Source organism: Peribacillus sp. NPDC046944, from assembly GCF_050272735.1.
In the GTDB taxonomy this organism is placed as follows: Bacteria; Bacillota; Bacilli; order Bacillales; family DSM-1321; genus Peribacillus.
This window is the reverse complement of record NZ_JBNNML010000010.1, coordinates 15,624-29,591: the sequence shown is the minus strand read 5'-3', so window position 1 is coordinate 29,591 and position 13,968 is coordinate 15,624. Positions and strand designations below refer to the sequence as shown.

Annotated in this window: 17 protein-coding genes; 14 read left to right on the top strand and 3 right to left on the bottom strand. The window is 43.5% G+C overall.

The window, feature by feature from the left end:
• Positions 1–99: 99 nt before the first annotated feature.
• Complete coding sequence (locus ACQKIC_RS16900) at positions 100–555, bottom strand: DinB family protein (RefSeq protein ID WP_427592021.1); 456 nt, start codon at positions 553–555, stop codon at positions 100–102.
• 235 nt (positions 556–790) lie between these two features.
• On the opposite strand from ACQKIC_RS16900, the gene ACQKIC_RS16895 reads away from it, so the two are divergent.
• The 10 genes from ACQKIC_RS16895 (at position 791) to ACQKIC_RS16850 (ending at position 7,502) form a co-directional block, all read left to right on the top strand.
• Positions 791–1,093 carry an urease subunit gamma gene (locus ACQKIC_RS16895; RefSeq protein ID WP_402867687.1) on the top strand — a complete coding sequence of 101 codons (303 nt, stop codon included), beginning with the start codon at positions 791–793 and terminating at the stop codon, positions 1,091–1,093.
• A 12-nt stretch (positions 1,094–1,105) separates the two neighbouring features.
• Entirely contained in the window at positions 1,106–1,429 is a 324-nt protein-coding gene (locus tag ACQKIC_RS16890; RefSeq protein ID WP_402867688.1) for an urease subunit beta, read from the top strand.
• The gene (ureC, locus tag ACQKIC_RS16885; protein ID WP_402867689.1) at positions 1,426–3,135 is read left to right on the top strand and encodes an urease subunit alpha; all 1,710 of its coding nucleotides are present in this window, start codon (positions 1,426–1,428) and stop codon (positions 3,133–3,135) included. Before ACQKIC_RS16890 ends, ureC begins: the two co-directional genes overlap by 4 nt.
• A 10-nt stretch (positions 3,136–3,145) precedes the next feature.
• The gene (gene ureE, locus ACQKIC_RS16880) at positions 3,146–3,592 is read left to right on the top strand and encodes an urease accessory protein UreE (RefSeq protein WP_402867690.1); all 447 of its coding nucleotides are present in this window, start codon (positions 3,146–3,148) and stop codon (positions 3,590–3,592) included.
• Entirely contained in the window at positions 3,585–4,271 is a 687-nt protein-coding gene (locus ACQKIC_RS16875) for an urease accessory protein UreF (protein ID WP_402990172.1), read from the top strand. Before ureE ends, ACQKIC_RS16875 begins: the two co-directional genes overlap by 8 nt.
• Before the next feature lie 46 nt (positions 4,272–4,317).
• Entirely contained in the window at positions 4,318–4,938 is a 621-nt protein-coding gene (gene ureG, locus ACQKIC_RS16870) for an urease accessory protein UreG (RefSeq protein WP_402955708.1), read from the top strand.
• Positions 4,935–5,750, top strand: coding sequence for an urease accessory protein UreD (locus ACQKIC_RS16865; protein WP_402990169.1), 816 nt, complete (start codon positions 4,935–4,937; stop codon positions 5,748–5,750). Before ureG ends, ACQKIC_RS16865 begins: the two co-directional genes overlap by 4 nt.
• Positions 5,751–5,776: 26 nt before the next feature.
• Complete coding sequence (locus tag ACQKIC_RS16860; RefSeq protein WP_427592020.1) at positions 5,777–6,421, top strand: urease accessory protein UreH; 645 nt, start codon at positions 5,777–5,779, stop codon at positions 6,419–6,421.
• A gap of 147 nt (positions 6,422–6,568) precedes the next feature.
• On the top strand, positions 6,569–6,967 hold the full coding sequence (locus tag ACQKIC_RS16855; RefSeq protein ID WP_402990165.1) for a hypothetical protein: 399 nt from the start codon (positions 6,569–6,571) through the stop codon (positions 6,965–6,967).
• A 31-nt stretch (positions 6,968–6,998) separates the two neighbouring features.
• Positions 6,999–7,502: a DUF1648 domain-containing protein gene (locus tag ACQKIC_RS16850; RefSeq protein WP_427592019.1), complete on the top strand. Its 504-nt coding sequence runs from the start codon at positions 6,999–7,001 to the stop codon at positions 7,500–7,502.
• A gap of 43 nt (positions 7,503–7,545) precedes the next feature.
• Here the strand turns inward: ACQKIC_RS16850 and ACQKIC_RS16845 are convergent, their stop codons facing one another.
• Positions 7,546–8,424, bottom strand: a complete 879-nt coding sequence (locus ACQKIC_RS16845; protein WP_402990159.1) for a dimethylarginine dimethylaminohydrolase family protein — start codon at positions 8,422–8,424, stop codon at positions 7,546–7,548.
• 177 nt (positions 8,425–8,601) lie between these two features.
• Here ACQKIC_RS16845 and ACQKIC_RS16840 point away from each other — a divergent pair, with 177 nt between their 5' ends.
• On the top strand, positions 8,602–10,218 hold the full coding sequence (locus ACQKIC_RS16840; RefSeq protein ID WP_427592018.1) for a long-chain fatty acid--CoA ligase: 1,617 nt from the start codon (positions 8,602–8,604) through the stop codon (positions 10,216–10,218).
• 65 nt (positions 10,219–10,283) lie between these two features.
• Positions 10,284–11,075 (top strand): enoyl-CoA hydratase, encoded by a 792-nt coding sequence (locus ACQKIC_RS16835; RefSeq protein WP_402868522.1) that lies wholly within the window; start codon positions 10,284–10,286, stop codon positions 11,073–11,075.
• A gap of 93 nt (positions 11,076–11,168) precedes the next feature.
• Here ACQKIC_RS16835 and ACQKIC_RS16830 read toward each other — a convergent pair whose 3' ends face one another.
• Positions 11,169–11,357, bottom strand: a complete 189-nt coding sequence (locus ACQKIC_RS16830) for a YhzD family protein (protein ID WP_402867699.1) — start codon at positions 11,355–11,357, stop codon at positions 11,169–11,171.
• Positions 11,358–11,653: 296 nt separating this feature from the next.
• On the opposite strand from ACQKIC_RS16830, the gene cysK reads away from it, so the two are divergent.
• Positions 11,654–12,577, top strand: coding sequence for a cysteine synthase A (cysK, locus tag ACQKIC_RS16825; RefSeq protein WP_402955726.1), 924 nt, complete (start codon positions 11,654–11,656; stop codon positions 12,575–12,577).
• A 157-nt stretch (positions 12,578–12,734) separates the two neighbouring features.
• Positions 12,735–13,964, top strand: coding sequence for a metallophosphoesterase family protein (locus ACQKIC_RS16820; RefSeq protein ID WP_427668709.1), 1,230 nt, complete (start codon positions 12,735–12,737; stop codon positions 13,962–13,964).
• Positions 13,965–13,968: the final 4 nt, after the last annotated feature.

The window sequence follows — 13,968 nt, the reverse complement described above, 5'->3', positions numbered from 1 at the left end:
CGGAGGGAGTCGATCCATCGATTTGCTTTGATGACCATAACATAAAAAAGCCAGGCACCCGGATTTTCTGGAAAATCGGTGTGCCTGGCTTTTGAGTTATCAGTTAGAAGCTTGAACGAGAAGCTTCATCGCATGAATTTGTCCGATATGATTCGTTTCGTGTAAGACGATAAAGCTAATGAAGTCCTCCACTGTTTCCATCCCCTTGAATGGAGTTTCCACTTTATCAGCATATTTTTCTTCTGGAATCGCAAGAAGGCGATCGAGTTGCTCCTCTAACTGTAGCTTCAGTGTATCAGTGGATGGGACATCCTCTGGCCAGTCAGCTGGCTTTGAACCATATCCGAATAGTTGTCCATAGTTGTCAGGTAGGTTACTGCCATTTGGAGAGTCCAATAAGAATTTTTCCGCTGCACTCAATACATGACCAAGGTGCCAATGGATCGTATTGTTGAATCCTGAAGGCTGGACATCCATAAACTCTGGCGATAATCCCTTGATTTCACTTAGTAAACTGCTTCGGGTGACTTTTAACTGGTTTTTTATGTAATTCAATTTATATTCCTCCACATCTTGTTAGAAAATTTCTTCTAAATAAAAGTATAACAAGGTTATGGATATTCACCAAGTTTGAGTGAAAGGGTTTTTACGTTTTTCATTTTTCTTCTTGAAATTGTCAGAAAATTATTTATAATGAGAATATGTTATAAAATCTTACATTTCTGTGTTATATATGTGGGTTGACTCGTTTGTAAATCAGTTCTTTTAGAATGATAGAAGGAGAGAAGTCATGCGTTTAACGGCAAGGGAACAGGAGAAATTAATGGTCGTGGTTGCAGCGGATTTAGCTAGAAGAAGAAAAGAGAGAGGAGTGAAATTGAATTATCCGGAGTCCATTGCCTTGATCACGTATGAAATCATGGAAGGGGCACGGGATGGACGCTCTGTTGCGGAGCTTATGCAATTTGGCCGGATGATTCTATCCAGTGAGGATGTAATGGAGGGGATCCCGGAGATGATCCACGATATTCAAGTGGAAGCGACGTTTCCGGATGGAACAAAGCTTGTGACGGTCCATAATCCAATTCAGTAAGGAGGCTGGGGCATGATACCAGGTGAATATATCTTGAAAAGAGATTCGATTGTGTGCAATGAAGGGAAGCTTGCGACAGGCATTTCTGTCATCAATCGGGGAGATCGACCGATTCAGATTGGCTCCCATTTTCATTTTTATGAAGTGAACAACGGGTTGGAATTTACTCGTGAAGAAGCCTATGGGAAACGGTTGAACATTCCTGCGGGAACGGCGGTCCGCTTTGAACCAGGCGATGAAAAGGAAGTGGAGCTGATTCCTTTTGGCGGCAAAAGGGAAGTGTACGGATTAAGCAATCGAACGAACGGACCGCTTGATGTGGAGGGTGAAGGATGAGTCATGAAATGTCACGGAGGCAATATGCCGACATGTTCGGTCCGACGACCGGGGATTTAGTCAGACTGGCAGATACAGAGCTTTTCATAGAAATAGAAAAAGATTTCACTAGATATGGAGATGAAGTGAAGTTCGGCGGGGGAAAGGTCATACGTGATGGGATGGGACAGCATCCAACAGCTGAAAGGGAAGGGGTCATGGACCTTGTCTTCACGAATGCAATCATCGTCGATTATACGGGCATCTATAAAGCGGATATCGGGGTGAAGGATGGGCAGATTGCGGCAATCGGTAAAGCAGGAAATCCCCTATTGATGGATGGGGTGACCATGACGATTGGTGCGGCGACTGAAATCATCGCCGCCGAAGGAAAGATCGTGACCGCGGGAGGCATTGACGCACATATTCATTTCATTGCACCCCAGCAAATTGAGACGGCGTTATCGAGTGGAATCACGACGATGATTGGCGGAGGAACAGGACCGGCAACCGGAACGAATGCCACGACGTGTACACCGGGAGCCTGGAATATCCATAAAATGCTTGAGGCGGCTGAACATTTCCCCATGAATTTCGGGTTTTTGGGAAAAGGCAATGCCTCGGCAAAAGAACCACTCATCGAGCAGGTCAAGGCTGGGGCCATCGGGCTGAAATTGCATGAAGATTGGGGGACCACGGCAGCTGCCATCGATACAAGCTTGTCCGTTGCGGATGAATATGATGTCCAGGTAGCCATCCATTCCGATACCCTTAATGAAGGGGGCTTTGTCGAGGATACGATTGAAGCCATCAAGGGCCGTGTGATTCATACCTATCATACCGAGGGAGCGGGTGGCGGACATGCCCCGGACATTATTAAGGTGGCGAGTTATCCGAATATTTTGCCTTCTTCGACGAACCCGACACGCCCGTATACCATCAATACGCTGGAAGAGCATTTAGACATGTTGATGGTATGCCATCATTTGGATCCCTCCGTACCGGAGGATATCGCCTTTGCCGATTCCCGGATAAGGAAGGAAACGATAGCTGCTGAAGACATTCTCCATGATTTAGGCGTCTTCAGCATGATCAGTTCGGATTCTCAGGCAATGGGCCGGGTGGGAGAAGTCATCCTGCGGACATGGCAGACGGCGGATAAAATGAAAAAACAACGGGGAAAGATGATGGAGGAGAAAGGGGATGGCGATAATTTCCGTGTGAAGCGATATGTCGCCAAGTATACGATTAATCCAGCCATCACCCATGGAATCTCCGATGTCGTCGGATCATTGGAAGAAGGGAAATTTGCAGATTTGGTCGTGTGGGACCCGGCCTTTTTTGGAGTGAAACCGGATATGATCGTAAAAGGGGGCATGATTGCGCACAGCATCATGGGAGACCCCAATGCCTCCATTCCGACCCCACAACCGGTTTTGTATCGTCCGATGTTTGCGAGTTTTGGGCAAGCCGTTTCTGGTACATCCATCACCTTTCTATCTAAGGCTGCTTATGAAGCGGGAATCCATAAGGAAATCGGGTTGAAGAAAATTGTGAAAACCGTCTCGAATATCCGGAATCTTACAAAGAAAGACATGAAGTTAAACGGGGAAACACCCGTCATCGAAGTGGATCCACAAACATATGAAGTGACGGTCGACGGTGATTTAATTACGTGTGAGCCGGCAGAAGACCTGCCAATGGCGCAGCGATACTTTTTATTCTGAGGTGAATAGCATGATTGTCGAAAAGGTGATAGGAAACGTTGAGTCCATTCAAAATAAACCAAAACATACGGAACGGGTTTTTCTAGAAAGCGATGCTTTAAGAAAAAGAATTCAACGTGTGAAAACGGATCATGGCAATGAGATTGGAATAAGGCTCAAGGAAAACAAAGAGTTAATGGATGGCGATATTTTGTATATGGATGAAAAGAATATGATCGTGGTTCAGACGATTGATGACGATATCTTAACCATCGCGCCTACATCCGTCGGGCAGATGGGCAATATCGCACATCAATTGGGGAATCGCCATTTGCCGGCACAATTTGAGGGGGATGAAATGCTGGTTCAATATGATTATCTGGTTGAAGAGCTGCTTGCAGAGCAAGGCATTCCCTTTCGCCGTGAGAAAAGAAAGGTAAAGCAGGCATTCCGTCATATCGGACATTCTCATGAATGAACGGTTGTTTCCGCTCATCCAGCTTTGTGATTCGAATTTTCCGTCCGGTTCGTTTTCCCACTCCTTCGGGATGGAGACCTATATACAGGAAGAGAAGATTCATGATGCGCACTCTTTTGAAGAATTTTTAAAGGTATATATTTTGAAGTCCTTATCTTATACCGATGGCCTGGGGTGCCGTATCGCATATGCACTCATTCTGGATCAAGATGAGGAAGGGATTTGGGATTTGGATGAAAAGCTATTTGCGAGCTGTTCTGCCAAAGAATCAAGGGAAGCTTCAAGAAGGATTGGGCAGCAGATGGCAAAGCTTTGTATGACACTGTACCCATCCGATATGTTGTCAATCTATCTAATCAAAATCAAAGAAAAGAAATGTTACGGTCATCCGGCAATCGTCTTTGCACTTGTCTGTACGGAGCTTGGCATTTCCGTGGACATGGCCATCACATCTTGCCTGTATGCGGCCGTTTCTTCCCTTATTCAAAATGCAGTCAGAGGAATCCCGTTAGGACAGACTGCTGGACAATCATTGTTGTTATGGACACATGGCATCATACAATCAGCGGTGGTGGTAATTAAGGAAATGACAGAGGATGAGCTTGGGAGGACATTACCGGGTTTGGAAATCTCCCAAATGAGGCATGAGCAATTGCATGTAAGGCTATTTATGAGTTGAATAGAAAAGAGGTGACAGGTTTGCTCCTAGAAGGGACAAACCGATTATGATGAAGCAGGTTGTGAAAATTGGTGTAGGTGGCCCGGTTGGTGCCGGGAAAACGATGCTCGTCGAAAAGTTGACAAGGGCAATGGCAAATGATTTCAGCATGGCCGTCGTCACGAATGATATTTATACGAAGGAAGACGCTCTTTTTCTCATGAAAAACGGTGTGTTGCCTGAAAATCGGATCATCGGGGTGGAAACGGGAGGCTGTCCGCATACGGCGATTCGGGAAGATGCTTCGATGAACTTCGCGGCGATTGATGAATTGGAGGACCTTCATCCTGATCTTGATTTAATTTTCGTTGAAAGCGGCGGTGATAATTTAGCAGCCACATTTAGTCCGGAGCTCGTTGATTTTTCGATTTATATCATAGATGTGGCCCAAGGGGAGAAAATCCCGCGAAAAGGCGGACAGGGGATGATCAAATCGGATTTGTTCATCATTAATAAAACGGATTTGGCCCCTTACGTTGGAGCTAGTCTTGAAGTGATGGAACGAGATACATTGGCAACACGCGGAAATAAGCCCTTCTTTTTTACGAATTTAAAAGATGAAAAAGGATTAGAGGATGTGGTGAACTGGATTAAATCCGAGGCCTTTTTCATAGGGTTAGAGCAATGAATTGGACCGGTAGCATCCGCTTGACGTCAGTACTGAAAAAGGGGCGGACGATTGTGAAGGACAGTTATCATGAGGGTGCTTTCAAACTGTCCCGTCCTGTTTTTCTGGATGAAACTTCACCCACCTACTTTCTCATTCATGTCGGGGGTGGTTATGTCGGGGGTGATTGCTACCAACAGCATTTCTGTTTAGAAGAAGGGGCACATTTGACGTTGACGACCCAGTCTGCGACAAAGGTATATAAGACTACGGGAGAACCGGCAAGGCAGGAGACTGAAATGGTATTAAGGAAGGGAAGCTTCCTCACCTATGTTCAGGACCCCTTGATTGCATATGAAGGTGCACGATATATACAAGATACGAACATACATATGGATAAAGGGTCAGGGCTACTACTCACGGATATCTTCACCCCGGGATGGTCCAAGAGCGGCAAGGATTTTACATACGATTGGATTCGTTCGAAAATGAATGTGTTTTATGATCGGAAAAGGCTGATTATGGATCATGTATTATTGCAACCATCCGATCAGATGGAATCCATTTTGTTATTGGAAGGATACAGCCATTTTGGTTCATTATTGTTCATACATGATGGGCTAAGTGAGGACATGATAACGCAATTAGAAGAATCGCTATCTGATTTCGGGCAAAAGGCAAGAATCGGTTTTTCGAGATTGCCTATACGAGGACTGATGGTAAGGGTATTAGCGAATCAAACTCAGTTAATCGAGAAAATATTCGCCGTTTCCGAGAATCTTTTACGGAGCCTTGCATTGCAGAAAGATGTTGTGTTTTATCGTAAATACTAACTTATTAATAGACGGGATTGAGTGGTATGGAAATGAGTTTATTGCTAGTTTTAGGAATCGGATTTTTATTAGGCATCAAGCATGCTCTTGAACCGGATCACGTGATCGCTGTTTCGACCATTGCCAGCCGAAGCAAGAAAATCTGGAGGTCGTCGCTCGCCGGGGTGTTTTGGGGAATTGGTCATACACTGACACTCCTGGTTTTCGGTGTCGTCCTGATCCTGTTGAAAGATGAGATACCGGAAGCTTGGGCAATGTCACTCGAGTTTCTTGTGGGAATCATGTTGGTGTATCTAGGAATGACCACGATTTTTTCCTGGAAGAATGCTCATGAACATGACCATTTTGAAAGAAATACCTACCTGAAATCGATGTTCATTGGGGTCGTCCATGGACTTGCCGGAAGTGCCGCGATGGTCCTTCTTACGATGAGCACGATAGACTTTGCCTGGCAGGGAGCTTTATATATCATTGTTTTTGGGGTGGGGACCTGTTTAGGCATGCTCTTGTTTACGGCCATATTGAGCATTCCGTTTGTGACTAGCGCTTCCTCAAAAAAAATGAATCGCTCTCTCGTTCGGTTGACGGGTGTGGTCAGTACGATTTTCGGAATTTATTATATGTATAACCTTGGTGTGAATGAACAGCTATTTACGATTTGGTTTGGTTGATTCACTCAAATATTCGAGTCGGAAACTTTCAGGCAATCAGCTTGGAGGTTTTTCCTCTTTCAGCTTGAACAATCCTATTATTTTCCATGGGTGAACGAGTATAATGAATATATGGGAAAGTAGTTTGCTCTATAGGGGGTGGTGGTAATGAAGTGGAGATTAATGTTATTTGCACTATGCCTAGTATCATTAACATTTGCTTCGGGTTGTTCTGATAGGGAAGAACGTATTTCAATCCAAAAACGAATAGGAAAAGATACATATAGATTTGAAGCCTATAAAGAAAACATAAACATAAAAAAGACTGTAAAGCCAAAAGAAATTTTGGAAAATGTGACGTGGAAGGAAAATCCCATGGAGAAAGATGACCGGAAAGCAGATTTCATCTTCTACTTTAATGATCGCAACTTTGGGGATGAAATCCCTGTTTACTTTGTGTGGTTGAATTCCGGTGAACATGCGCTGGAAGTTACGAAAGACGATCAAAACAAGTATGTGCAATTAAACGAAGAAGACTCTGCTGTCATCTTGGACTTACTACAATAACCGATTCTTATAAGAAATGGGGGAGAAAAACATGAAAAGTAATCATCCGGTTTTACATTTTCCCAAGACGGGAGTTGAGAAAATGATGGATATCGTTTCACTTCTCTTCATCGTAATCAGCCTGGTTTATTTAATCAGTGTATGGAACACATTACCCGCCGAAGTCCCGATTCACTTTAATGGAAAAGGAGAAGTGGATGGATGGGGAGGAAGAGCGTTGATTTGGCTCCTTCCTACCATCAGCCTTTTTTTATGGGTTGGCTTGACGTTGTTGGAGAGGGTCCCGCACCTTTTTAATTACCCAATCGAAATAACCGAAAAAAATGCTGCATTTCAATATAGAAATGCTCGAATGATGAGTTTGTTTTTGAAGGTGGAGATCATCCTCTTTTTCCTGTATACGAGTTGGGAATCGGTTCATGTGGCTATGGGGAAGGAAGAAGGCCTCGGAACATTAGCTCTGTCCATTTTCCTGATCTTGCTTTTAGGTTCCGTCGCTTTCTTTGTAACCCGGTCGGTCCGTAACGCAAAATAAACCGGGTCTGCCGTGATGAAGACCCGGTTTAAACACCCCGTTTTTAACGGAGTTCAGTGACCTTGTTTTTTGAACGTAAAAGTGGCATCGTACAGCAGCGGAAAGAGCCACCGGATTTGATGATTTCACTTATATCGACTTCAATTACTTCATATCCCCGTTCTCGAAGCTGCTTATTGACCTTTTTATTGCAAGGAAGACTGAACAATTTCTTATTTCCGATGGAAAGAACATTCGTGCCCATTGTGAATTGTTCATCTCCGTTCACTTCGATCAGATCGTAACGTGAACCTAAAAAGTCTAGTTCCTTCTTGGTAAGGGCATCAGGGAAAACGAGAGCCTCGGTCGGTGAAAGAATATTGAATATGCAGTCCAAGTGGAGATACTTTTCAACGAAAGGAACCGGTATGACCTCGTATTCGGGTAATAGGCCTTGTAGTTCCTTAATGGCCTTCTCATTGGTTCTATCGCTAATTCCTATATATACCGTTTTTCCATCAAGAATAACATCACCACCCTCAATATTCCCTTTACTTACATTGAAATAACGGATTTCATTTAATTCAAGCCACAGTTTCAATAATAGTTCTTCTCCTGAACGTATCGCATTTGCCATTTCGGCAACATAAACAGTATTACCTATGGTAAAGCCGATATCCCTTGTGAAGACCTGTTCTGGATATGTAGATTGGGGTGGTAGTTTTATGACGTCTACTCCTTCATTCCTAAGTGCCGTCACAAAATTTGCATGCTGTTTCATCGCTAGTATCCTATCTATGTTTTCCTCTTTAAATTCTTTTTGAGTTTCATTGATGACTTCGCGTATTTCCATATACCTTGGTTCACAGACGATTACCTGAGAAAGGATAGAGTATTCACTTGTACAGGAAGCATCGAGTTCCTCATTAAGATTGTTAGCCATGGATTAACTCCTCTACATATCATTTATCTATACTTTACCTCTATTTTCTATAAAAAAAACAAAATAGAAGTCGATTTATAAAATAAAATGTAAAATCCTGATCAATTGAAAAAGGATTATTTTTGATGTGGTCGAATATATAAATGGAAGCGTTTTCTATATAAGGAGGAGATTGTTATGATGGACACTCCATTGATTATGACGCAAATCATTGAGAGAGCTGAAAAGTATTTTCCGAAAAAAGAAGTGGTCTCCCGTACGGACGGCGGAGTCCATACATTTACGTATGCAGAAACTGCCCAGCGGACAAGAAGGCTCACAAGCGTCTTCGAAAAAATGGGCATCAAGACCGGTGACAAAATTGGAACACTGGCATGGAATCATCACCGACATCTGGAAGCTTACTTTGCCATCCCTTGTCATGGAGCGGTCCTCCATACAATCAATATGCGTCTATCTCCTCAGCATATTTCTTATATCGTCAATAGTGCGGAAGATCGCCTTTTACTTATAGATCCAGATGTGATTCCATTACTGGAAATGATCAAGGATGAGCTGACTACGGTTGAGGGATACATCATCATGACCGATGAAGAGGTGCTTCCTGAGACTACTTTATCACCCGTCTATCATTATGAAACATTATTGGCTGAAGGAAATCCAGCACAGCCATTCATTAAGGATTTGGATGAAAACGCTCCAGCAGGTTTGTGTTACACATCGGCCACAACAGGGAACCCAAAAGGAGTCCTTTATTCACATAGAGGGATTTTATTGCACGCGATTGCATTGGGCCTGGCTGATTCGACGGCAATAAGCGAGCGGGATGTAGCGCTTCCGGTCGTGCCGATGTTTCATGTAAATGCGTGGGGCATGCCATTTGCAAGTGTTTGGTTCGGAACGAAGATGGTCTTGCCGGGACCGAACTTCACACCGAAAATTTTGGCGGAGCTCATTGAAACCCAGAAGGTCACAATTGCGGCCGGCGTTCCGACAATCTGGCTTGGGCTGTTGAAGGAGCTTGAGACGGGAAATCATGACACAAGTAGTATGCGCACCATTTTATGCGGTGGGTCGGCTGCCCCGAAAAGCATGATCAGGACATTCGAGCAAAAATACAATATCCCATTCCTTCATGCCTATGGAATGACTGAAACAAGCCCGCTTGTATTCGTTGCGAAACCGAAGAGCTACCAGGATGACCTGCCTGAGGAAGAACTTTATGACCTGAAGGCCAAACAGGGACTTGTCGCGCCCATGATTGAAATTAAAGTCGTAGGCCAAGATGGTGAAGTGAAGCCCGATGGAAAAGAGATGGGTGAGTTACTTATAAGAGGACCTTGGATTGCCGATGAGTATTTTAAGGATGAACGATCAGAGGTAACCTTTAAAGATGGCTGGCTCTATACCGGTGATGTCGTCACAATCGATGACGAAGGGTTTGTCAAAATTGTCGATCGGACGAAGGACTTAATCAAAAGTGGAGGCGAATGGATTTCCTCGGTTGATATAGAAAACACCTTAATGGCCCATGAAGGGGTTTTCGAAGCAGCTGTCGTTGCCATGCCGCACGAAAAATGGCAGGAACGGCCAGTCGCCTGTGTCGTTTTAAAAGACGGGTACAAAGACCAAGTGACGCAGGAAGACATCCTTGAATTTTTAAAACCACAGTTTGCGAAATGGTGGCTACCGGATGAAATCATTTTTATGGATGAAATCCCAAAAACGGGTGTAGGAAAGTTCTTGAAAAGGGCGCTTCGTGAACAGCTTAAGGATACATACCTGCAAAGTTGAACGCTAAGAGAACCATGGATAGGAAAAAAATGAAGGAATGAAAAAGAGGAGGAAAATTAGTGAATATTGAATCGACTTCATCTACAGGTACTGTTTTAGTTACATGCACGGAGAGAACGGCGACGGTCACTTTGAATCGCCCGGAGTCCATGAATGCAATAAATCCAGCCATGCTAAACGACTTTATTTATGCCCTTAAGGAAGTGGGCGAGAATGAAGATATTGACGTCGTCATTTTAAAAGGGAATGGAAAGGCATTCTCTTCAGGTGGAGATATCAAGATGATGCTTGGATCCGATGAGGAAAATGGTTTTGATAGCCTCATGGATGGAATAAGTGAATTGGTTACAACCTTATATTTCATGCCTAAATTGACCATCAGTGAGATCCACGGTGCAGTGGCAGGTCTTGGCTTAAGCATTGCCCTTGCAACGGATTACCTCATTGCGGACTCACAAAGCAAGGTGGCCATGAACTTTATTGGTATCGGACTGATCCCAGATGGCGGAGGACACTTCTTCCTTGAACGCCGTCTTGGTGAAGTGGGGGCGAAGGAATTGATTTGGGAAGGAAAAGTCCTTACCGCCCATGAGGCAAAAGAAAAAGGCCTCATTCATGAAGTGGTGGAAGGGTCCTTGGAACAGGCGGTCGAGAAAAAAGTGCAGATCTGGCTGAAAAGTCCGGTACAGGCGATGATTAAAACGAAAAAGATCCTCAGTGAAAAAAATCGTCCCTTGTTAATAAAAATGCTTGAAATTGAAAAAGCGGCCCAAATGAAAATGCGTCAAACAGAAGATCATAAAGAGGGAATCCGTGCTTTTGTCGAGAAAAGGAAACCCGTTTTTATCGGGAAATGAAATCAGAGAGACCGTCAGGATGACGGTCTCTCTATTTTTATCCCATTCTTAGATTATCCAAAATATAAAAAAGCGCTTCCATTCTTCAACCGTTTAACGATGAAAGAGTAATAGTGCCCCTGCAGGTGATGTGCAGCGGTGCGTTTGATCTTGATAATTTTTTTCATTTAGAATTTTTTGACCGATTTCTTTTGCCTGTTGATCAGTTTCAGCGGTGAATGCTTCGTCTAAAAGCTTTTCCCCTGTCGGTTCAAAAACGGTTAATTTATATACTTTACTCATGTTAAAACTCCCCTTTTCTCATCAATGACCGTTCAATCATTTTTCTGTATAGCATATAACCTGTTAATGAAAATTTTATCATTTTATGTCATTTTTGACTATTATTATATAAGGACGTGGAATCTTTCCCGAGAAGGCAAGTAAATGTACCAATTTATGTGAATATCTTGGGTAACTAAATTAATCCTATAGAATATGAAGTATTTCCTTTACTAAACAAAAATTTATAAATGATATAATAATGAGGAAGTAAGTAAATGATGAATGTGAATGAGTTGAAAGGGGATTTTTAAGAAATGACTGTAAGAATCGTAAATAATGTTACTGAATTGATTGGGGATACACCAGTCGTAAAACTTAATCGTTTAACCGCGGAAGGCGATGCGGATGTATATGTCAAACTGGAATATTTCAATCCAAGCCGAAGTGTAAAAGACCGGGCAGCCTTTAATTTGATCCGTCAGGCTGAGCTGGACGGGCTAATTCAACCTGGGGCAACGATCATCGAGCCGACTTCAGGGAATACGGGAATTGGTCTTGCCATGAATGCTGCTGCCAAAGGCTACCGCGCGATCATGGTCATGCCGGATAATATGTCAAAAGAGAGAATCAATATACTGAAAGCCTATGGAGCGGAAGTGGTCCTTACTCCAGCGGCAGACCGGATGCCAGGTGCGATTCGAAAAGCGGAGGAGCTAGCCGCAGAGATTCCTAATAGCTTTATCCCACAGCAATTTGAAAACAAGGCTAATCCAGATATTCACCGGGTTACGACTGCAGTCGAGATATTGGACCAAATGGATCGGAATCTCGATGTGTTTATCGCAACTGCTGGTACAGGTGGAACAATTACAGGAACAGGTGAAGCTTTGAAAGAAGCGCTGCCTGAGCTAAAGGTTGTTGTCGTCGAGCCTCAAGGCTCACCTGTTCTTTCAGGAGGGAAACCAGGTCCTCATAAGCTTGTCGGAACAAGCCCAGGTTTTGTTCCAAGCATTTTAAATACGGATGTCTTTGATGAAATCCTTCAAGCAACGGATGAAAATGCCATATCGACAATGAAGGACATGGCTGCGAAGGAAGGTATTTTAATTGGGCCTTCAGGTGGGGCCGCTGTCTGGGGTGCCCTTCAGGAAGCACGCCGCCTTGGAAAAGGAAAACGCGTACTATGTATTGCACCGGATAATGGCGAGCGATATTTAAGCATGGATATCTTCAAATAAAAACAAAGACCGAATGGAGTGCATCTAAAAAGTGCCTGCGATTCGGTCTTTTTATTTATAAAATGGTCTATACTGTTTTCACCTAAACTAACTGGAATCATTCCTGTCATTAAAATGGGAAAGTATGTTCTGGATATGATAAAATAAAAGTAAATAAATGTTAGGGGACGAGGTGGTTATGGTGAGTGCCGTTACGTTCATTCATGCGGCAGATCTTCATTTGGACAGCCCTTTTTCAGGATTGAGGAATTTGCCGGCATCCATATTAAAAGACATCAGGGAAAGTCCATTTAAGTCTTTTCAAAGAATTGTGGAGAATGCGATCTGTCGTCATGTCGACTTCATGGTGATATCAGGTGATTTGTTTGATGGGGAAAATCGGAATCTTCGGACACAGGTCCGTTTTCGGAGTGAAATGGAAAGACTTCAGCAACATGGGATTCCGGTTTTCATCGTTCATGGGAACCATGATCACCTTAATGGCTCTTGGATTAAGGTGGACTTTCCTGAAAATGTGCATATTTTTTCAGACGAAATGGAAGTCAAGCGGTTTGAAAAGATGGACGGAACAACAGTCCATTTATATGGCTTCAGTTATCCACGGAGGCATGTAACGGAACGAATGATAGAATCGTATGTAAAATCAGAAGCTGCCGATTATCATATCGGCCTTCTTCACGGGAATTTAGAAGGAAATTCGGATCATGGAAACTATGCTCCCTTTTCATTGAATGAGCTTACTGAAAAGGACTTTGATTATTGGGCATTAGGTCATATACATAAGCGCCAGGTCGTTTCAGAATATCCACTTGTCATCTATCCGGGAAATATACAAGGGAGGAATCGGAAGGAGTCGGGTGTAAAGGGCTGTGTGTTGGTCGAAATGGACGGAGAAGAAAAAAGGCACTCCTTTATCGAAACATCCGAGCTGATATGGGAAAGTGTACTCTTTAAAGTCCCGGCAACCGCTGGCTTTGATGATCTTTATAAGCAGTGCAAGGAGATGATCGGGCAAAAACGTTCGGATGATAAGGGTTATCTCCTAGACATCCAGCTGGATGTCGAGGATCCTTTTGTCTTCTCACGTGAATTACTAGAAGATTTAACCCGGCTTTTACTGGAAGAGGAAGAGCAGGAGCAATCATTCGTGTGGGTACATAAGATCACCCTTCAGCCATCTTCCTTACGTAAAGCGGGAAAAAGGCTGACACCTTTTTCAAATGAAATATCCAAATTGACTGCTGATTTTGCCGATATAGAAAAGGTCCTAGCGCCACTTTACAAACAGGCTGCATCAAGGAGATTTCTCGATGCCTTGAGTCAGGAAGAGGAGCAAGAGCTCATGAATGAGGCTGAAAGATGGCTGTTGCAGGTATTTGAATCATAATGGT